Annotated in this window: 19 protein-coding genes and 1 pseudogene; 14 read left to right on the top strand and 6 right to left on the bottom strand. The window is 63.4% G+C overall.

Annotated elements, in window-relative coordinates; all coding sequences use genetic code 11:
• Positions 1–110: 110 nt before the first annotated feature.
• Positions 111–1,580, top strand: a complete 1,470-nt coding sequence (locus J7655_RS14220; protein WP_230925003.1) for an alpha/beta hydrolase — start codon at positions 111–113, stop codon at positions 1,578–1,580.
• Between the two features lie 56 nt (positions 1,581–1,636).
• Here J7655_RS14220 and J7655_RS14215 read toward each other — a convergent pair.
• Positions 1,637–1,993, bottom strand: a pseudogene (locus tag J7655_RS14215) (methyl-accepting chemotaxis protein); the annotation flags it as partial.
• Positions 1,994–2,103: 110 nt separating this feature from the next.
• Between J7655_RS14215 and J7655_RS14210 the strand changes: the two are divergent.
• The gene (locus tag J7655_RS14210; RefSeq protein WP_230925002.1) at positions 2,104–2,631 is read left to right on the top strand and encodes a DUF3087 domain-containing protein; all 528 of its coding nucleotides are present in this window, start codon (positions 2,104–2,106) and stop codon (positions 2,629–2,631) included.
• Between the two features lie 145 nt (positions 2,632–2,776).
• Positions 2,777–4,090, top strand: coding sequence for a CitMHS family transporter (locus J7655_RS14205; protein WP_230925001.1), 1,314 nt, complete (start codon positions 2,777–2,779; stop codon positions 4,088–4,090).
• Between the two features lie 74 nt (positions 4,091–4,164).
• Here J7655_RS14205 and J7655_RS14200 read toward each other — a convergent pair whose 3' ends face one another.
• The 3 genes from J7655_RS14200 to J7655_RS14190 form a co-directional block, all read right to left on the bottom strand.
• Entirely contained in the window at positions 4,165–4,722 is a 558-nt protein-coding gene (locus tag J7655_RS14200) for a COG3904 family protein (protein ID WP_230925000.1), read from the bottom strand.
• A 65-nt stretch (positions 4,723–4,787) separates the two neighbouring features.
• Entirely contained in the window at positions 4,788–5,987 is a 1,200-nt protein-coding gene (locus tag J7655_RS14195; protein WP_230924999.1) for an MFS transporter, read from the bottom strand.
• A 75-nt stretch (positions 5,988–6,062) separates the two neighbouring features.
• Positions 6,063–6,764 (bottom strand): glutathione S-transferase N-terminal domain-containing protein, encoded by a 702-nt coding sequence (locus tag J7655_RS14190; protein WP_230924998.1) that lies wholly within the window; start codon positions 6,762–6,764, stop codon positions 6,063–6,065.
• 176 nt (positions 6,765–6,940) lie between these two features.
• On the opposite strand from J7655_RS14190, the gene J7655_RS14185 reads away from it, so the two are divergent.
• Together J7655_RS14185 and J7655_RS14180 are read left to right on the top strand one after the other, a co-directional pair.
• Positions 6,941–7,378: an HIT family protein gene (locus J7655_RS14185; RefSeq protein WP_230924997.1), complete on the top strand. Its 438-nt coding sequence runs from the start codon at positions 6,941–6,943 to the stop codon at positions 7,376–7,378.
• Positions 7,379–7,494: 116 nt separating this feature from the next.
• On the top strand, positions 7,495–7,920 hold the full coding sequence (locus J7655_RS14180; RefSeq protein ID WP_230924996.1) for a 3-isopropylmalate dehydratase: 426 nt from the start codon (positions 7,495–7,497) through the stop codon (positions 7,918–7,920).
• A 47-nt stretch (positions 7,921–7,967) separates the two neighbouring features.
• On the opposite strand, the gene J7655_RS14175 is transcribed toward J7655_RS14180, so the two are convergent.
• Complete coding sequence (locus J7655_RS14175) at positions 7,968–9,578, bottom strand: FMN-binding glutamate synthase family protein (RefSeq protein WP_230924995.1); 1,611 nt, start codon at positions 9,576–9,578, stop codon at positions 7,968–7,970.
• Positions 9,579–9,815: 237 nt separating this feature from the next.
• On the opposite strand from J7655_RS14175, the gene J7655_RS14170 reads away from it, so the two are divergent.
• From J7655_RS14170 to J7655_RS14135, 8 genes are all read left to right on the top strand, one after another.
• Positions 9,816–10,937: a beta-ketoacyl-ACP synthase III gene (locus J7655_RS14170; protein ID WP_026041970.1), complete on the top strand. Its 1,122-nt coding sequence runs from the start codon at positions 9,816–9,818 to the stop codon at positions 10,935–10,937.
• 71 nt (positions 10,938–11,008) lie between these two features.
• Entirely contained in the window at positions 11,009–11,611 is a 603-nt protein-coding gene (locus J7655_RS14165; protein ID WP_230924994.1) for an RNA polymerase sigma factor, read from the top strand.
• Complete coding sequence (locus J7655_RS14160) at positions 11,605–11,838, top strand: anti-sigma factor family protein (protein ID WP_041977963.1); 234 nt, start codon at positions 11,605–11,607, stop codon at positions 11,836–11,838. Before J7655_RS14165 ends, J7655_RS14160 begins: the two co-directional genes overlap by 7 nt.
• 217 nt (positions 11,839–12,055) lie before the next feature.
• A complete protein-coding gene (locus tag J7655_RS14155) occupies positions 12,056–13,036 on the top strand; it encodes an IS5 family transposase (RefSeq protein ID WP_230924993.1) in 981 nt (326 codons plus the stop codon).
• 1,165 nt (positions 13,037–14,201) lie between these two features.
• The gene (locus J7655_RS14150; RefSeq protein WP_112210593.1) at positions 14,202–14,495 is read left to right on the top strand and encodes an HvfA family oxazolone/thioamide-modified RiPP metallophore; all 294 of its coding nucleotides are present in this window, start codon (positions 14,202–14,204) and stop codon (positions 14,493–14,495) included.
• A 20-nt stretch (positions 14,496–14,515) separates the two neighbouring features.
• A complete protein-coding gene (locus tag J7655_RS14145) occupies positions 14,516–15,358 on the top strand; it encodes an HvfB family MNIO-type RiPP peptide maturase (protein ID WP_230924992.1) in 843 nt (280 codons plus the stop codon).
• Positions 15,355–16,065: an HvfC family RiPP maturation protein gene (locus J7655_RS14140; protein WP_230924991.1), complete on the top strand. Its 711-nt coding sequence runs from the start codon at positions 15,355–15,357 to the stop codon at positions 16,063–16,065. Before J7655_RS14145 ends, J7655_RS14140 begins: the two co-directional genes overlap by 4 nt.
• 5 nt (positions 16,066–16,070) lie before the next feature.
• A complete protein-coding gene (locus J7655_RS14135) occupies positions 16,071–16,670 on the top strand; it encodes an HvfX family Cu-binding RiPP maturation protein (RefSeq protein ID WP_230924990.1) in 600 nt (199 codons plus the stop codon).
• Here the strand turns inward: J7655_RS14135 and gliR are convergent.
• Entirely contained in the window at positions 16,667–17,701 is a 1,035-nt protein-coding gene (gene gliR, locus J7655_RS14130; RefSeq protein ID WP_230924989.1) for an AraC family transcriptional regulator GliR, read from the bottom strand. The two genes, J7655_RS14135 and gliR, sit on opposite strands and share 4 nt — an antisense overlap.
• 125 nt (positions 17,702–17,826) lie before the next feature.
• Here gliR and J7655_RS14125 point away from each other — a divergent pair, with 125 nt between their 5' ends.
• The gene (locus J7655_RS14125; RefSeq protein ID WP_230924988.1) at positions 17,827–19,422 is read left to right on the top strand and encodes an FAD-binding oxidoreductase; all 1,596 of its coding nucleotides are present in this window, start codon (positions 17,827–17,829) and stop codon (positions 19,420–19,422) included.
• Positions 19,423–19,424 lie beyond the last annotated feature (2 nt).

Here is a 19,424-nt window from a genome sequence, read left to right as displayed (position 1 = left end):
GACCTTAAAGGCCAACCCAGTGGTGGTGGGGCGTCGCTTTGCACTACAGTCCCCCGAGCCGGTCGCCGGGACGGTTTTCCCGGCCAGAGATTTCCTTGGGGAGGCGCTGGATGCGTTTACCGCGCATGCGTGATGTGATTGCCTGGACGCTGGTGGTGTTATTGCTGATCGTGGCGGCCCTGCTGGGCATCCGCATCGCCGGGCTGTCAGCGTTGCCCGAGCTGGAGCCCTGGCACCGTCTGGTGCCGCAGGAGCTGGAGACTGGCGAGCTGGACGAGGGCGATTGGCAGACCTATGTGGCTGCCGAGGCGGCCCTGTTCAAGCGCCTGCAGGGTGAGTTGATCGAGCCGGTCACGACCTCGGGTACGGCGCCGTATAGCCGTTACGCCAGCGACAGCCCGGTCTATCCCGGCAATCTGCCGCGTGACTGGAACCGCTCCTTTATCCTGCAGCCGCCAGGTACGGCGCGTGGCGTGGTGGTGGTGCTGCACGGCCTCACCGACTCACCCTACAGCCTGCGCCATATCGCCCGGCACCTGAGCGAGCAGGGCTTGCTCGCGGTGGTACCGCGCATGCCTGGACATGGCACGGTGCCGGCGGCGCTCACCGCTGCGCACTGGGAGCAATGGCTGGCCGCCACCCGTCTGGCTGTGCGCGAAGCGCGGCGCCAGGTGCCAGACGGGCCGCTGTATCTGATCGGTTATTCCAATGGTGGGGCGCTGGCGCTGCGCTATAGCCTGGCGGCGCTGGAGGACGAGCGTCTGGCCATGCCGCAACGCCTGGTGCTGATTTCACCGATGATCGGTGTCACCAGCTACGCGCGTTACGCAGGCTTGGCTGCCTTGCCAGCCGTTTTACCGGCCTTCGCCAAATCGGCGTGGATGAGCGTGCTGCCGGAGTTCAATCCGTTCAAGTACAACTCCTTTCCGGTACACGCGGCGCGGCAGACCTACGAGCTGACGCGCGAGGTGCAGAATGCTTTCGATGCCGCCGAGGCCGATGGCCGCTTGTCCCGACTGCCGCCGGTGCTGGCCTTTCAGTCGCTGGCCGACAATACGGTGAGCACGCCGGCCGTGGTACGCAATCTGTTCCAGCGTTTGCCGGCCAATGGCAGTGAGCTGGTGATCTTCGACATCAATCGTTCGCAGGCGGCCGGCTCGTTGTTGCGCGCCGACATGAGCGGCTTGCTGGAACAGCTATTACCCCCGGCCAAGCGTGACTACGATCTGACCGTGGTCGTTGTGGCGGCTGAGCAGGGCCGTGCGGTCGAAGCCCGCCGCATCCCCGCCGGCAGCCAGCAGATACAGCGTGTATCGCTGGGCGTGGAGTACCCGAGCCAGCTGTTTTCGCTGTCGCATGTCGCCTTGCCGTTCCCGCCTGACGATCCGCTGTATGGCAGTGATCCGGCCGCGGGTGAGACCTACGGCGTGGCGCTGGGTACGCTGGCACCGCGAGGCGAGCATGGCGTGCTGGTGGTGGGGCTGGACAGCCTGCAGCGGGCGACGTCCAACCCCTTCTATGACTACCTGCTGCAGCGCATCGACGAGGATCTGTTGGTGCGCTCTGCCAGGTCGCAATAGCGTCCCGGTTACAGCCGGAATCGCCCGACCAGATTGTCCAGTTGCATCGACAGCGCGCTTTGTCGTTGGCCCTTGGCCATGGCCTCGACGGCTGAGCGTGACTCGTTTTGCAGACGATCGATGACTTGCTGGATTTCTTCGGTGGAGGCGCCGAAGCGGCTGGGCAAGGTACGTACCTCATCGGCCACCCCGGCGAAGCCTCGGCCCTGTTCACCAGCCCGCGCCGCCTCGATGGCGGCGTTCTCGGCATTGCGGGCGATTTCGTTGACGATCGAGCCCAGCTCGTTGATCGCGGTGGCCACCTGCACTGTGCGGTCGCTTTGCGTCAGACGCGCGCGTGCGGTCACGTCACGGGCCATTCCCAACAGTTGCTGCGAGTTGTCGGTGAGCTGGCCCAGGCTGCTCTGCACCTCCATATCTAACTCCAGAGGTAATGTCGTGAACGATAAAGACGATGGACAGGTATGGCCTTGCGCCCTATAAGGCTTTCCCCACCACCTGCCATCATCGGAAGCCTTTGCGCATGTTCGAGATTCAGCCTATCGATCCGTCCTTTTACCGTCAGCAGACGCGTCGCAGCACGCTGATCATTGCCCTGATTTTCTTGGCGTTGGCAATGCTCTGCGCCACCGCCAGCACACAGGTATTCGGCACGCCAGGCGGCGATAACTTCACATGGAACCTGCTCGGGGTACTCGTCGGCCTGGGCCTGACCATCGCCCTGGTACGCCAGCAACTCTGGTCGCGGCCGTTCATGGCGCCTGCCGTGTATGGCTGGCGTCTCAAACGCAGCCTGATGCGTGTCACCAATGTCATGCATCACGTCAAGGCGGGTGTGGAGCAGGGCGATGAAAGCGCGATGAAGCTGCTGCGCTTCTATCACCTGGGGGTGACCCAGATGCACCAGCTCGATGGCAACTCCAGCGAGTTGAGTCAGATGGTGCGTGAGATCGACAGCCATCGCGAGGCAATGCAGCAGCAGGGGCTGGACATCGAACAGACGCGGCTCGATCCAGCCTGGCTGGAACGGGTCAAGGCGTTCAAGGGGTAGGCCAGCCTCCTGCTTGCGCGCACGTAATATCCCCTGACATTTACCCCAGCCCGGTGGTCAACGCCTAAAGGTTACTGAAAGGTTCGCCTCTTAGCCTCCGCACGCGCCTTTCGCGTGCCTGACAAGAAAAAGAGGAGAAAGCGGTTTGTTGACTCTAATCGGTCTGTTGACCATCGGCTGCCTGGTTGTGCTGCTGCTCGTCGGGCGTATGTCGCCCGTTCTGCCGTTGATCGTGGTACCACTGCTGGGCGCCTTGGCCGCAGGTTTTGGCCCCGAGGCGATTTCCGGTTTCTTCACCGATGGCATCGGCCGTGTGACGGCCATCGCCACCATGTTCGTGTTTGCCATCACCTTTTTCGGCGTGCTGCAGGACACCGGACTGTTCCGCCCGCTGATCAATGGCATGGTGCGTCTGACCCGTGGCAATGTCATTGCTGTGACCGTGGCCACGGCCATCATCGGCATGCTGGCGCACCTCGACGGTGCCGGCGCCACCACCTTCCTGCTGACCATTCCTGCATTGCTGCCGCTGTACAAGCAACTGCGCATGAGCCCTTACCTGATGCTTCTGCTGCTGGCGCTGGGGGCGGGCATCTTCAATATGCTGCCCTGGGCCGGCCCGCTGGGCCGCGCTGCGGCGGTGACCGGTATCGAAGTCACCGAGCTCTGGCGTCCGTTGATCATCATTCAGGGCCTCGGCGTGGTGTTGTTGATCGCCCTGGCAGTCTTGCTGGGCTGGCGTGAGCAGCGCCGTATCGCCGCTGGCAAGGCAGGTGATGATGAAGGCGTACTGGTAGAAACCGTCAGCACCCTGCACGCGCCGAGCGCCGAGGAGCTAGAACTGGAGCGCCCGCGCCTGCTCTGGGTCAATGCCGGGTTGTTCCTGACCGTATTGGTGTCGCTGTTCTCGGGCGTATTGCCGGCCGGCTATATCTTCATGATCGGCCTATGCCTGGCGCTGCTGATCAACTACCCCGGTGGCAAGGTGCAGATGCAGCGCATCTCGGCGCACGCACCCGCGGCCTTGAGCATGGGCATGATCATCCTGGCGGCGGGTTCGATGCTCGGCATCTTCGCCGGCACCGGCATGCTCACCGCCATCGCCCAGGATCTGGCGCAAGTACTGCCTGAGCCGATGGTCGGGCAGATGCATATCGTGCTGGGCCTGTTCGGCTTGCCGATGGAGCTGTTGCTGAGCACCGACGCCTATTACTTCGGCCTGCTGCCGGTAACCCTGGAAGTGGTCGGCGCGCAAGGCGTCGAGCCGGCCAGCGTGGTCTACGCGCTGATGATCGGCAATATCATCGGCACCTTTATCAGCCCGTTCTCGCCCGCGCTGTGGCTGGCGCTGGGCCTGGCCGGGCTGGATCTGGGCCGGCACATCCGTTACTCGCTGTGGTGGATGTGGGGCTTCTCCCTGGTGCTGTTCGGCGCAGCCTGGGGGCTGGGGCTGTTCTAGCCACCCATGCCTCACGGGCAAACCAGAACGCCGCAAGCCTTGCAGGGCCTGCGGCGTTTTTCTTGGCGGTGACCTTAGCGCAGGCGATAGCGCGCCAGATCCTCTTTGCTCAGCAGATGCAAACGACCGGGCGGGGCCTGGTAGATCGCTTCGGCCAGGCGCACGTCGACGCCCATGTCGCGAAAGTACGTGGCCGGGCTGAACGGTTGGCGGCCATGGGCGGCCTGCGCCAATGCCGAGTCTCCGGCCGGGAAGGGCGGGCGGCGCAGGGCGACATGGCCGTTGATGGTGCGCTTTTTGCCGGCAGCCAGCAGGTAGATGCAACTGCCCTGGCATAGGCCACCGGAGGGCACCAGCACCTCGAAGCCGGTTTCGCGCAGCAGGCGACCCATGCGGATGGCCTCCGGCGCGCTGCCGCCGATGCTGTCGAGCAAGGCGACCTTGCGCTTGTGCTGGCCCGGGTTGGCGCGCAAGCCCTGCAGTAGTTTTTCGTAATCGCCCGGCACGATTTCTTCGGAAATCTTCACGGCCAGCAGGCCGGCATTGGCTTCGACCTCTACCTGTGCCTGGACGGTCATAGCGCTGAATAGAGTGGTGGCGATCAGGGCGACGCGTAAACGCTGAACAATCATCGGGCGGGTTCGTTGGTGGCTCGGGAGGTAGAAGATACCTTGCCCGAGACACCTCACGCACCTGTTCAGATCGCTGCGTTTTTCTGCTGCACCTGCCACGCCCAGACAAACAAAATCAGGCCGCCGATGGCTGTGGCAGCGCCGATGTACCCGGTCACCGTCCAGCCCATACCGGCGCTGATGGCCAGGCCGCCGAGCCAGGGGCCGAGCGCGTTGGCGACGTTGAACGCGGCGTGGTTGGAGGCGGCAGCGAGCGTCTGCGCGCCAGTGGCAACGTCCATCAGGTGAGTCTGCAGCGCCGGGCCGAGGGCGATCATCGTGCCGAGGGCGAAGATCGCTGGCAGGATGGTCCACAGGCTGTGCGCGGCGAACGGGAAGACCAGCAGCACCAGCGTGCTCCAGGCCAGAATCCAGGCCACGGCGCGCAGGCGCAGGCGGTCGAACAGCCAGCCGCCAGCGCTGTTGCCGACGATGCAGCCGGCGCCGAACACGCCCATGGCCAGCGGAATCCAGCCGGGGCCGACCTGGGTGACGTGGAGCAGGGTCGGTGCCATGTAGCTGAACACGCAGAACATCCCGGCAAAGCCGATGGCGCCGATGCCCAGCGCCAGCCAGATCGGTGCACGGTTGAAGGCGCGCAGCTCGCCCAAGGGGCTGCTGCGCTGCTCGTTGGGGTCAGCCGGGAGGAAGATCGCCACCATGGCGATGGTGCTGATGGCGATGATGCCGACCAGGGCAAAGGCGTAGCGCCAGCTCATGAACTGGCCGAGCCAGGTGGCCAGCGGGTTGCCGATCAAAATGGCCACGGTCAGACCGGCCAGCACCCGGCTCACCGCCTTGGCGCGCTTGTGCGGCGGCGCCATGGAGGCGGCCACCAGCATGGCGATGCCGAAGTAGGCGCCGTGCGGCAGACCGGCGATGAAACGGAAGATCAGCAGCGGCTCGTAACTCGGCGCCAGGGCGCTGGCGAAGTTGCCGAGGGCGAAGCAGCCCATCAGCAACAGCAGCAGGATGCGCCTGGGCAGGCGCGCACCGAGCAGGGCCAGCAGCGGTGCACCGACCACCACGCCGAGGGCATAGGCGCTGATCACGTGGCCGACCTGCGGCTCGCTGACGCCAAGATCGGCGGCGACGTTGGGCATCAGGCCCATGATGGCGAACTCGCCGGTGCCGATGGCGAAGCCGCCGAGGGCCAGGGCGAGTTGAATGAGAAGGATCGCGCCCGGCGACAACGCGGCCGCAGGGTTGGAGGAAGGAGGACTCATGGTAAACCTGAATGGACGAGCGGGCGCCGAATTATAGGCCTCCGGCGCCTCGGGCGAAGGCGTTATCTGGGTGAATCAGTCGCGTGCGGGAATGTTCAGGCCGCGCTGCACTGCCGGCCGCGCGAGGAAGGCATCGAGTACGCGGCGTACGTTGCCGAAGCGTTCGAATTGCACCAGCTCACCGGCCTTGTAGAAGTCCACCAGGCAGCGAATCCAGGGCAGCACGGCAATATCGGCGATGCTGTACTCACCCATGATCCAGTCACGCCCCTGCAGGCGTTGATCGAGCACGCCGAGCAACCGTGCGGATTCGGCGACGTAGCGGTCGCGCGGGCGTTTGTCCTCGTACTCGGCTCCCGCGAATTTATGGAAGAAGCCGAGCTGACCAAACATCGGCCCGACTCCGCCCATCTGCCACATCAGCCATTGAAGGGTCTCGTAGCGGGCAGCGGCATCCTGCGCCAATAGCTGGCCGGTCTTCTCCGCCAGATAGAGCAGAATCGCCCCGGACTCGAACAACGCCAGCGGCTGGCCGCCCGGCCCGTTCGGGTCGAGGATGGCGGGAATCTTGTTGTTCGGCGTCAGCGAGAGAAACTCGGGGCTGAACTGCTCGTTACGCTCGAAACTGACCAGGTGCGCCTCATAGGGCAGGCCGGTTTCTTCCAGCATGATCGACACCTTGACGCCATTGGGCGTGGGCAGCGAATACAGCTGCAGACGCTCGGGATGCTGGGCGGGCCATTTGTGGATAATGGGGAAGGAGCGGATGTCGGTCATGGCGATTCCTGGTCGAATGGGCCGAAGAAGTGGCAATCAGAGCACGAGTGGACTGCGCTCGGGAAATCGATGCCACTGCTAATAGTCATCGACTTGGACAATCCTGCCTGGTTCCCTGTGTGCGAGCGAGGCGGTATGGTGCGAGTTTTCTTCCACCCGGCACGGAGCCCATCGGCATGAGCCTGCATGGTACTTACGATTCCCAGAACATCTTCGCCCAGATCATTCGCGGCGATCTGCCCTGCTACAAGCTGTACGAAGACGACGATGTATTGGCCTTCCTCGATCTGTTCCCGCAGTCCAGGGGGCATAGCCTGGTCATTCCCAAGCGTGCTGCTGCGCGCAACATTCTCGAGATCGACGATGCCAGCCTGGCCAAGGTCATGGCCGTGGTGAAGAAGGTCGCCCAGGCCGTGGTCGACGAACTGCAGCCGGCTGGCGTGCAGGTTGCGCAGTTCAACGGCGCGCCTGCCGGGCAGACAGTGTTTCATATCCACATGCACGTGATCCCGCGTTTCGAGGGCGAGGGGCTGGGCATTCACGCCGCCAGCAAGGCCGACCCGGTCGAGTTGGAGGCGCTGCAGGCGCGACTGATCAAACGCCTGCAGGGCTGAGGCGCGTGTGCCCTGGCCGAGCGCTCGGCTCAGGGCTGATGCAGGCGGGTTTGTCTTGCCCGCCGGCTTTCCTGCACCAATACTCAGGCGGCACTCATTTACCCATGGAGGGCTTCATGCGCTCGCTTCTTATCGCACTACCGTTGCTGCTGCTGACGGCTTGCTCGTCGTATCGCGGGGATCCCGAACACGTCAAACCCGTGCCGGATGATCGCCTGCTGGCGTTTCAGCAGGCGCCGGCCAATGGTGCGCAGATCGTGGTCAACCGCGACTTCGGCATGATGGGCGGCGGTTGCTACGTGGCCATCGAGGTGGATCGCAAGGTCGCTGCGCGCATCGGTGTCGGCGAGGTCGCGACCTTCCAGGTGCCGCCTGGCACGCGCGTCGTCGGCATCACCCCGGATCGCATGGACGACACCCTCTGCGGTATGGGCCGCCTGCTGCGTGAAGTCGCGGTGCCGGTAAAAGCCGGGGAAACCCAGTACCTGCGCATCGTCAGCCAGAACAAGGGCGGCTTCGACATTCGCCCCGATACGCCCTGATCCACGCGCTGCGCGGGTCAGCACCGGCAACCTGTGTCAGTGCCCCGTCAGGCCGGTGCCGGCTCGAAACTGTCGGCGCGGGCCATGCGCCACATGCGCTGGTAGAACTCACCGCCGATCTCGCCGCTGAGCAATTCACCCGGCGCGAGGAATACGTGCTGTTGGGCGAACAGCTTGATCTCGGTCGCTGACAGGCGCTGCACCAGATGCTTGGCATCGATCTGTGAAGGATGGTCGAGGCCGGCGGCGGCGAGCATCTCGGCCAGCGCCTTGAGCGTGTTGCGGTGGAAGTTATAGACGCGCTGGGCCTTGTCCTCGACCACCAGTGCGCGCTGGCGCAGTGGGTCCTGGGTCGCCACACCGGTCGGGCACTTGTTGGTGTGGCACGACTGCGACTGGATGCAGCCGATGGCGAACATGAAGCCGCGCGCCGAATTGGCCCAGTCGGCGCCGATGGCCAGCACGCGGGCGATATCGAAGGCACTGACGATCTTGCCGCTGGCGCCGAGTTTGATCTTGTCGCGCAGGTTGCTGCCGACCAGGGTGTTGTGCACGAACAGCAGCCCTTCGCGCAGCGGCACGCCGAGGTGATCGGTGAACTCCAGCGGCGCCGCGCCGGTACCGCCTTCCTTGCCATCAACGACTATGAAGTCGGGCAGGATGCCAGTCTCCAGCATGGCCTTGACGATACCCATGAACTCCCAGGGGTGACCCAGGCAGAACTTGAACCCCACCGGCTTGCCGCCTGAAAGCTCACGCAACTGGGCGATGAACTGCAGCAGCTCGGTCGGCGTGGAGAAGGCGCTATGGCGTGACGGCGAGATGCAGTCCTCGCCCATGGGCACGCCACGGGTGTTGGCGATTTCCTCGGTGACCTTGTGCTTGGGCAGGATGCCGCCGTGGCCCGGCTTGGCGCCCTGGCTGAGCTTGATCTCGATCATCTTCACCTGCGGGCTGGCTGCCTGCGCGGCGAAACGCTCGGGGTCGAAGCGGCCGTCCGAGGCGCGGCAGCCGAAGTAGCCGCTGCCCAGTTCCCACACCAGATCGCCACCGTGCTCCCGATGGTAGGGGCTGATGCTGCCCTCGCCGGTGTCATGGTAGAACTCGCCGAGCTTCGCCCCCTCGTTGAGGGCGCGAATCGCATTGGCGCTAAGCGAGCCAAAGCTCATCGCCGAGATGTTGAACAGGGAGGCCGAATACGGCTGACTGCATTGCGGCCCGCCGATCTCCACGCGAAAACTGCACGGATCGGTGAGCGGCGCCGGGCGCATCGAGTGGCTGATGAACTCGAAGCCGTTCTGGTACACGTCGCTCAGAGTGCCGAAGGGTTTGTCCGAACCTTCGTTCTTGGCGCGGGCGTAGACCAGCGAGCGCTGGGCGCGGGAGAAGGGCAGCTGTTCGGCATCGCCTTCGAGCAGGTACTGGCGAATCTCCGGGCGGATGCCTTCGACCAGATAGCGGATATTGCCCAGGATCGGGTAGTTGCGGCGCACCGCATGGCGGGTCTGCAACAGATCGCCGATACCGATCAGGCTGAGCACGCCGCCGAGCAGGGTGAACGGCCATATCCATTCATGAGCGAGGAAGGGCAGGCTGGCCAGGGTGAACAGCACGCAGAACGCAAAAAATGCATAGCGGCTGAGCAGAGAAAGGTTCATTCAAGCTCCAGGTAGGTAGATCGAGATAAGACTTTAGACCAAACGGCTATATCGGGTCATGTTCTGTCCATATAGACACTCGTGAGGGCTGAGGACGAACCCCTTTGCCCTGTGGCACACTCAGGGGCCCGGAGCCAACCATCGTCAGAGCTTGGCCCTAGTCCCCCGATTTTCGGCCGGTGCCATTGTCGCCGGCCTACTGCCTGAGGCCGCCAGCGGCCAAGAAGAGGAATGACCGTGCATAACGTCGTGATCAGTGGTACCGGCCTGTACACCCCGGCCAACAGCATTTCCAACGACGAGCTGGTGGCGTCCTTCAATGCCTACGTGCAGCAGTTCAACGCCGACAACGCCGAGGCCATCGCCCGTGGCGAGGTCGAGGCGCTGAGCGAATCGAGCACGGCCTTCATCGAAAAGGCGTCGGGCATCAAGAGCCGCTTCGTCATCGACAAGGACGGCATTCTCGACCCGCAGCGCATGGTGCCGCGCATTCCCGAACGTGATAACGAGCAGTGGGGCATCCTCTGCGAGATGGCTGTGGGCGCTGCCAAGCAGGCGCTGGAGAGGGCCGGCAAGACCGTTGCCGATATCGACGGGGTGATCGTCGCTTGCTCGAATCTGCAGCGCGCCTACCCGGCGGTGGCCATCGAAGTGCAGGCTGCGCTGGGCATTCAGGGCTGGGGCTACGACATGAACGTCGCCTGCTCGTCGGCCACCTTCGGCATCCAGGCCGCGACCACCGCAATCCAGACCGGCCAGGCCCGCGCCATCCTGATGGTCAACCCGGAAATCTGCACCGGCCATCTCAACTTCCGTGACCGCGACAGCCACTTCATCTTCGGTGATGCCGCCACCGCCGTGATCATCGAGCGTGCCGACCAGGCCACCTCTAAGCACCAGTTCGACGTGGTCGGCACCAAGCTGCTGACTCAGTTCTCCAACAACATCCGCAACAACTTCGGCTTCCTCAACCGCGCGGCGGAAGAGGGCGTGGGCGCGCGCGACAAACTGTTCGTGCAGGAGGGCCGCAAGGTGTTCAAGGACGTTTGCCCGATGGTCGCTGAGCTGATCGCCGCACACCTGGCGGAAAACCAGCTCAACGTCGCAGATGTGAAGCGCTTCTGGCTACACCAGGCCAACCTCAATATGAACCTGCTGATCGCGCGCAAGCTGCTGGGGCGCGACGCCGAGCCGCACGAGGCGCCGGTGATTCTCGACACCTACGCCAACACCAGCTCGGCCGGCTCGGTGATCGCCCTGCACAAGAACCAGGACGATCTGCCGGCGGGCAGCCTGGGTGTTCTAAGCTCCTTTGGTGCCGGTTATTCGATCGGCAGTGTAATTTTGCGCAAGCGTTGAACTCTCTGTAGGAATGCCTGACATGCACGGGGCGTTCGGCTTCGTGCGCAGGCTTGACCTACGGGAGTTCCATGTCCGATTCCGATCTCTTGGGCCGCCTGCTCGCCGGCGAGCAAAAGGCCTACCGCGAGCTGGTGGCTCGTTATCAGGGTGCGATGCGGGCGGTGGCCTACGCCATCGTCGGCAGCCGCCATGCCGATGAGGTGGTGCAGGATGCCTGGTTCGCCGTGGTGCGCAACCTGGCAGGTTTTCAAGGCCGCGCCAGCCTCAAGACCTGGCTGCTGACCATCACCGCCAACACCGCCAAGACCCGTCTCAAGCACAACCGTCGCGAGGTACTGCTCGACGACCTGGCCGCGCCCCATGGCACGGTAGGCGAAGAGCGTTTCTCCGATGACGGCCACTGGCTGCTGGCGCCACATGCCTGGCATCAGGACAGCCCCGAAGCCCTGCTCACCGAAGACGAATTGCGCGAGTGCCTGGAGCACACCCTGGCCAGCCTGTCCGAGTTGCAGGCCAGCGTGCTGGTACTGCGCGAGCGTCAGGGCCTGGAGTTGGAGGCGATCTGTAATCTTCTCGACATCTCGCTCTCCAATGCCCGTGTGCTGCTGCACCGGGCACGCCTGAAAGTCTTTGCCACCCTGGAACATTTCGAGGAGACAGGCCAATGCTGACCTGCAAGGAATTGGTCGCTCATTCCAGCGATTATCTCGACGGCCAACTGACCCTGCGCCAGCGCCTGGCCGTACGCGCGCACCTAGCCATGTGCGGCAACTGCCGGCGTTTTATCCGCCAGATGAAACTGACCCAGGCGGTGATCCGGCAGATGCCGGATGAGGAGTTACCCGAACTCGACGCCCTGGCCGAGCGCCTGGCGCAGGATCGGCGTAATCAGGGGTGAGCCGTGTGCTTGCTGGACGGCTTGGTTGCGTTCTCAGGCGTAGGGTGGATCGGGGCGCGTAGCCGACGCTTTTTTCATCCACCGTTTGCGGTGGTTGTTCGGGTTGCTTGCTGTGCCATAAATAAATCTGTCCTCTTTTCCTGCATTGTTAGGGAAACCCTGAAGAAGACTCCCCGTTTCTGGTGAAATACGCCGATTCCGTTGCCCGAGTATCCCGATGAAGCAGATGACCTTCGCCGACGCCGAGTACGCAGGTAAGCGCAAGCAGACCCGCAAGGAGCTGTTCCTGATCGAGATGGATCGGGTGGTGCCATGGAAGGGCTTGATTGCGCTGATCGAGCCTCACTACCCCAAGGGTGACGGTGGCCGGCCAGCCTATCCGCTGATAGCGATGCTGCGTGTCCATCTGATGCAGAACTGGTTCGGCTACAGCGACCCGGCGATGGAAGAGGCGCTTTATGAGACCACCATTCTGCGCCAGTTTGCGGGCTTGAGCCTGGAGCGCATCCCTGACGAAACAACCATTCTCAACTTCCGGCGGTTGCTGGAAAAACACGAGCTGGCGGCAGGAATCTTGGCCGTCATCAATGGCTACCTGGGCGACCGCGGTCTCTTTCTGCGGCAAGGCACGATCGTCGACGCCACGCTGATCAACGCACCGAGCTCGACCAAGAACAAGGACGGCAAGCGGGACCCGGAGATGCACCAGACCAAGAAGGGCAATCAGTACTACTTCGGCATGAAGGCGCACATCGGCGTGGATGATGAGTCGGGGCTGGTACACAGCGTGGTAGGCACGGCAGCCAACGTGGCGGATATCACCCAGGTCGACAAACTGCTGCACGGTGACGAGAACGTCGTCTGCGCCGATGCCGGCTACACCGGCGTCGAAAAGCGCCCCGAACATGCTGGCCGCGAAGTGATCTGGCAGGTCGCAGCACGCCGCAGCACCTACAAGAAGCTCGATAAACGCAGCGCCCTGTACAAAGCCAAGCGCAAGATCGAGAAGGCCAAGGCACAAGTGCGAGCGAAGGTCGAGCACCCGTTTCGAGTGATCAAGCGCCAGTTCGGTTGCGTGAAGGTGCGCTTCCGTGGCCTGGCCAAGAACACCGCTCAACTGGTGACGCTGTTCGCGCTGTCGAACCTATGGATGGCGCGCCGACATTTGCTGACTACCGCAGGAGAGGTACGCCTGTAATGCGGAAAATGGCTGCTGCGAGGTGCTCGCGGCGGCCAAAAACGGAGAACTGAGCGGGTTACCTGGTCGATTTTGATCGACGGCCCGCTTTCAAAAGCAGCGAGGGCTGAAGTTGACCGGAAATACAGGGCTACTTCAGACCTTCCCTAATGTCCCCTGCAGACTGGAAATGCTCATTCAGGACATCACAAACTTCAACGGCTTTCAGCGCTCTCATGCCGTCTAGAGCATCGGTATTACCGTTTCGACATATCTCATCGAGGTGGACGTGCGAATAAACCCAAATGAAACGTTCCGGATCGACAAAGGAAATATCACCACAAGCGACGTACCGAAAAACGTTCATGTCAGCATAGATAGTTGGCCGCTGCGTTACCAAATGAGAGTTCATAGTCAGATGCCCAAATTCTTCCTCAAACATAGCAGTGATTAGATAGTCTTCCGTGCTAATCCAATAGTATGGAAGGCGGTATAACTCCGAAAAATGACAGCTTTAAACTCAGGGAAATTTAAACCTTTCAATGACTTAGAGCGTGAAGCATGCGCCAGCGCGTATTCGCTTGACCTTCAAACTTCACGCTTTCATTACTACTGGATACGTATACACAAAGGCACTGGAAAGGTGCAAGGCACGCGAGGGAACGTGTCGACATCAACGGTCGATACCGAGCTGCAGCGCATAGGGTGGATGACGCTTTTTTCATCCACCGTTTGCGCTGGCTGTTCGGGCTAATGGTTATCGAAAGACTCGCCGCTGAAGGGCGCCTCTAAAAACGTAGGCGAGGCAGTCAGCGCAAGGCACAAACAGGCGAAGAAGGCGCTGGGCCCGCATTCGGGTTTACGTGTTGTAAATGAGCATTCTGAGCCTGTTTTTAACGCAGCGATGGCAACGCAGGTAGTTTCTAGAGGTGCCCTTCAGCGCCTCCCACGGTGCGGTGAATGTTCCTGTGCCTGTGGGAGGGGCTTTCGGCTCTGGCATCCTGCTTCGCTCTACCTCCTGCATCCATGCAGTCGTAGCCGCGACTAGTAGCGGGCAAAGCGCTCCCGGATTTCATCCGGGCTGCGAAAAACTTTTTTCGCCCGCTGTAACGCCCGCATCTCTGCCTCGTCAATTGCTGCGAGGGCGCCAACCTGGCGTCGTATTCGAAACTGATGGAGATATGCCATGAAACAACTCAATACCCTGACTGCCACCCTGGGCGCTGCGCTGCTGACTTCCATGGCGTTCACTGCCCATGCCGCGAGCAACCCCTTCGCTGCGCAGGAACTGGCCAGCGGCTACAGCCTGGCTGCTGCCGAAAAGGCTCAGGAAGGTTCTTGTGGCGAAGGAAAATGCGGTGGCGAGATGAAAGCCGACAAGGAAGGTAAGTGCGGCGAGGGCAAGTGTGGTGCCGAGAAGAAGGCCGATGCCGAGGGTAAATGCGGCGAAGGCAAGTGCGGCGGCGAGAAGAGCGAGTAAGGGCGAGGGTAGGGCGGATCATGCACCTCGTAAACCTCACCGGCGCCGGTCTCGGCCTGCGTCGCGGACTGCTCGCTGAGCTGATCGGCGATGAGGCCAGCGGCGCCGACTTTCTCGAAGTGGCGCTGGAGAACTGGATCGGTGTCGGTGGCCGGTTGGGCAAGCAACTGCGTGCTCTGAGTGAGCGTCGGCCGTTGCTGTGCCATGGTCTGTCCCTCAATCTTGGCGGCTTCGCGCCGCTGAATCTGGAGTTGTTGCACGCCATCAAGGGCTTTCTCGACGAGCATGGTGTGCTGGCCTACAGCGAGCACCTGTCGGCCTGTGCCGACGAGGGGCAACTGTATGACCTGATGCCGCTGCCGTTTTCCGAAGAGTCGGTGCTGCGCATCGCCGAGCGCGTGCGCGTCGTTCAGGACGTGCTGGAGCGGCCGCTGATCATCGAGAACGTCTCGGCCTATGCGCGCCTGCCCGGCGAGCTGGACGAGGCAGACTTCGTTCGCGCGGTGCTGGAGCGTGCCGACTGCCAGCTGCTGCTCGACGTCAACAACGTCTACGTCAACAGCCTGAACTTCGGCTTCGATGCTGAGGCCTACATCGCCGCGATGCCGAGCGAGCGCATCGCCTATCTGCACGTCGCCGGGCATTACGACCAGGCGGTAGACCTGAAGATCGACACCCACGGCGCGCCGGTGATCGACCCGGTGTGGGCACTGCTGAGCAGCGCTTATGCGCAGCATGGCGTACGCCCGACGCTGCTGGAGCGCGACTTCAACTTCCCGCCGCTGACCGAGCTGTATGCCGAGCTGGCGCATATCCGCAGCCTGCAGCAGGCTGCGCAACCGCTGAGCAGATACGGCACATGAAAGGCGTGCAATCGCAGCGCGATTTTGCCGCGCGTATTCGCCGGCCCGAGGCGCAGCCGCCGTTGCCGGGCATTAGCGGCGAGCGCATGGCGATCTACGAGGAGCTGTTCTTCAACAACGTCGCCAGCCTGGTCGGCGGCGCCTTTCCGGTGCTGCGCGGGGTTCTCGGAGCCGAGCGCTGGCAGCGGCTGCTGCGCGCCTTCTTCGCCGAGCATCGGGCGAGCACACCGTACTTTCTGGAGATCAGCCAGGAGTTCATTGCCTGGCTGCAGCAGGGTTATCGCGCCGAGCCTGACGACCCAGCGTTCATGCTGGAGCTGGCGCACTACGAGTGGGTCGAGCTGGCGCTGGATGTCAGCGACGCGCAGTTGCCCGCGCAAGGCTGGTCGCCACTGGCCTGGCCGCTGGCCTATTGCTGGCCGGTGCAGAGGATCGGTGCCGATCATTGCCCGACGCAGCCACCGGCCGAGCCGACCTGCCTGCTGGTCTGGCGTGATCGTCAGGATCAGGTGCGCTTCATGCAGTTGGCGCCATTCGCCTATCAACTGGCGTTGCGCCTGCAGGCTGGCGAGCCAGCTGTGCAGGCGCAGCTGGAGTTGGCCACGGCCCATGGCCTGGCCGCTGATCGCAATTATTTCGCTAACGCCCGCGCGCTGCTGGATGACTGGCAGGCGCGCGATATCTGGTTTCCGTTTTCCGAGGACTGACCGCCATGATCACTTTGCTCAATCGCTTCCAGGATGCACTGGAGGCTAGCCGGCGCCTGGATTTTCTCGGCCCGCTGTTGCTGCGCCTGTATCTGGTGCCGGTGTTCTGGATGGCCGGCATGCAGAAGCTCAAGGACATCGACGCCACGGCCGCCTGGTTCGGCAATCCGGATTGGGGGCTCGGCCTACCGTTTTCCGAGCTGCTGGCCTGGGCGGCGGCGCTGACCGAGGCCGGTGGCGCCATCCTGCTGCTGTTCGGATTTGCCGTGCGCTGGATCAGCATCCCGCTGATCGTCACCATGCTGGTGGCGATCTTCGCCGTGCACTGGCCCTACGGCTGGCAGGCGATTGCCGACCCATCCGCGCCCTTTGCCAATGAGCGCGTGCTGGCGGCGGCGGAGAAGCTCGAACGGGCGCGGGCAATTCTGCGTGAGCACGGCAATTACGACTGGCTGACCGGCAGCGGCAAGTTTGTGGTGTTGAACAATGGCATCGAGTTCGCCGCTACCTACCTGGTGATGCTGGTGGCGTTGTTCTTCAGCGGGGCAGGGCGCTGGTTGAGCCTGGATTACTGGCTGGCGCGGCGTTTCCGACCATCGCGCTAGCCCAGCGCGTTGTCCCGGCGCCGGCTCTCGCGAAACTCGCCCGGCGTCTGCCCGGTCCAGCCCTTGAAACTGCGGTGGAACGAGCGTGACTCGGTGAAACCCAGGTAGCTGGCGATGTCCTGGATCGCCAGGTCGCTGCGCAGCAGGTAATGCTCGGCTAGCTCCTGGCGCAGCTCGTCGAGAATTTGCTGGTAGCTGGTGCCGGCCTGCTGCAGGTGTCGTTGCAGGGTGCGCACGGTCATGTCGAACTTTTCCGCCACCCGTTCCTTGCGCGGCAGGCCGTCCTTGAGCAGCAGGCGCAGGGCATTCTTCACTCGGCGCGGTAGTGGCTCGTTGTCGTCCAGCCCGGCCATCAGGGTCAGGGCGTGTTCTTCCAGCGTGCGCAGCAGGTTGGCGTCGGCCTGGCGCAGCGGCACGCCGAGGTAGTCCAGCGGCACCAGCAGGGCGTTGCAGGGCTGTTCGAACCGCACCGGGCAGCCGAACAGTTGCTGGTATTCGGCCAGTTCGGTGGCGGCCGGTTGCGCGTGCTCGAACCAGACTTCGCGCGGCGAATGTTCGGAGTCGGCGATCCAGCGGGCGTACAGCAGCCAGGAGGCGAGCACGTTCTCGACCATATGGCGGCGCACGTCCGGTGCCTGATGACGGCAGCTCCAGATCAGCCGCACGTGATCCTCGGCGGCTTCGATACGGCTGGTGCCCATGTCGCCCACCAGTTTCTCGTAAGGCACGATGCGGCCCATGGCCTCACCCAGGGTGGCGCAGTTCATGGCGATGTAGCCGAGTACGCTCCACGAGCCGGGCTGGACGAAACGCGCCGAGTGCAGACCGAACAAAGGGTCGCCAGACACCTCGATCAGATGCGCCAGCAGACGCTCATGCACCTCGCTGGGCATGCGCTTGCCATTATCGGCCAGGTCCTGCGCGGCAATCCCGGCAGCGGCCAGGGCACGGTCGATGTCCAGGCCGAGCTGTTCGGCCTGGCGCAGGTACTTGAGCAGGGCGGGAACCGAGGTATAGCCGAGGTTTTCCATGGATTCTTCTTGTTCTGCGATGCCTGTCTTGATTGGCGATAACGCTTGTCCCGATTCGACAGTGACGGAGATCGGCGGCTGGCTAGTATAGGCAGCCATAAGTACTGATCGGAATGGGGGATGCGATGCGACGCTGGAACGGATGGGGAGACGAGGCGACCGAAGTGGAACTGCCGGCCCATGGCGAGGCCTTTCTCGCCGAGCTGATCGGGCCGGGGCAGCGCCTGGCCGACGCCAGCCTGCAGGACGCGCTGGCGCGTGTGCCGGCCTCGCGTCTGGCCCCAAACCCGCTGATCTGCGTTGATGCCGAGGTGCGCGTGCGCCATGCCCGTGGCCAGAGCCTGCCGGACTGGCTGGCGATGCGCTCCGGCGAGTTCGGTCTGTTTCCCGATGGCGTCGCCTGCCCGGAAAGTGCCGAGCAGATCCGCGAGCTGCTGGCCTGGGCGCAACAGCATGACGTGGCCCTGATTCCCTACGGTGGCGGCACCTCGGTGGCTGGCCACATCAACCCGCAGGCCGGCCAGCGCCCGGTGCTGACCCTGTCGCTGGAGCGCATGACGCGCCTGCTGGATATCGACGAGGACAGCCTGATCGCCACCTTCGCCCCCGGCGCCAATGGCCCGCAGGTGGAAAGCCAGCTGCGCGCCCGTGGCTACACGCTGGGCCACTTTCCGCAGTCCTGGGAGCTGTCGACCCTCGGCGGCTGGGTCGCAAGCCGTTCCAGCGGCCAGCAATCGCTGCGCTACGGGCGCATCGAGCAACTGTTCGCCGGCGGCAAGCTGGAAACCTTTGCCGGTACTCTGGAGATTCCCACCTTCCCGGCGTCGGCCGCCGGCCCCGATCTGCGCGAGCTGGTGATGGGCTCGGAAGGGCGCTTCGGGGTGATCTCCGAGGTGCGCGTGCGCATCAGTCGCCTGGCCGAGCAGGAGCGTTTTTACGCGGTGTTCCTGCCCAACTGGCAGCAGGCGCTGAGTGCCATTCGCAGCCTGGCTCAGGCACGCGTGCCGCTCTCCATGCTGCGCCTGTCCAATGCCATCGAAACCCGCACCCAACTGGCCTTGGCCGGCCACCCGCAGCAGATCGCCTTGCTGGAGAAATACCTGGCTCTGCGCGGCGCCCGTGACGAGAAATGCATGCTGACCTTCGGCGTCACCGGCAGCCGGGTGCAGAACGCCGCCTCGCTGAAACAGGCGCGGCGCCTGCTGAAAGGCTTTGGCGGCGTGTTCACCGGCACCCTGCTGGGCAAGAAGTGGGAGCAGAACCGCTTTCGCTTCCCTTACCTGCGTCATGGCCTGTGGGAGCGCGGCTACCTGGTGGATACCCTGGAAACCGCCACCGACTGGTCGAATGTCGACAACCTGCTGAACAAGGTTGAGGCCAGCCTGCGTGACGAGCTGACCAGTGACGGCGAGCGGGTGCACGTGTTCACCCATCTGTCGCATGTCTACGGTGAAGGTTCGAGCATCTACACCACCTACGTGTTCCGCCCCGGTACCGACTACGCCGAGGCCATGGCGCGCTGGCAGCGCTTGAAAGCATCGGCCAGCCGCACCATCGCCGAGAATCGCGGCACCATCAGCCACCAGCACGGCGTCGGTCGTGACCACGCCCCTTATCTGGCAGCAGAGAAGGGCGAACTGGGTATGGCCACGCTGCGCAGCCTGGCCACGCATTTCGACCCCGACCAGCGCCTGGCGCCTGGCGTGTTGCTGCAGGATTGAGC

The sequence above is a fragment of the Pseudomonas wenzhouensis genome, from assembly GCF_021029445.1.
Lineage (GTDB): Bacteria > Pseudomonadota > Gammaproteobacteria > Pseudomonadales > Pseudomonadaceae > Aquipseudomonas > Aquipseudomonas wenzhouensis.
The sequence above is the reverse complement of the archived record's forward strand: the minus strand, read 5'-3'. Positions and strand labels throughout refer to the sequence as shown.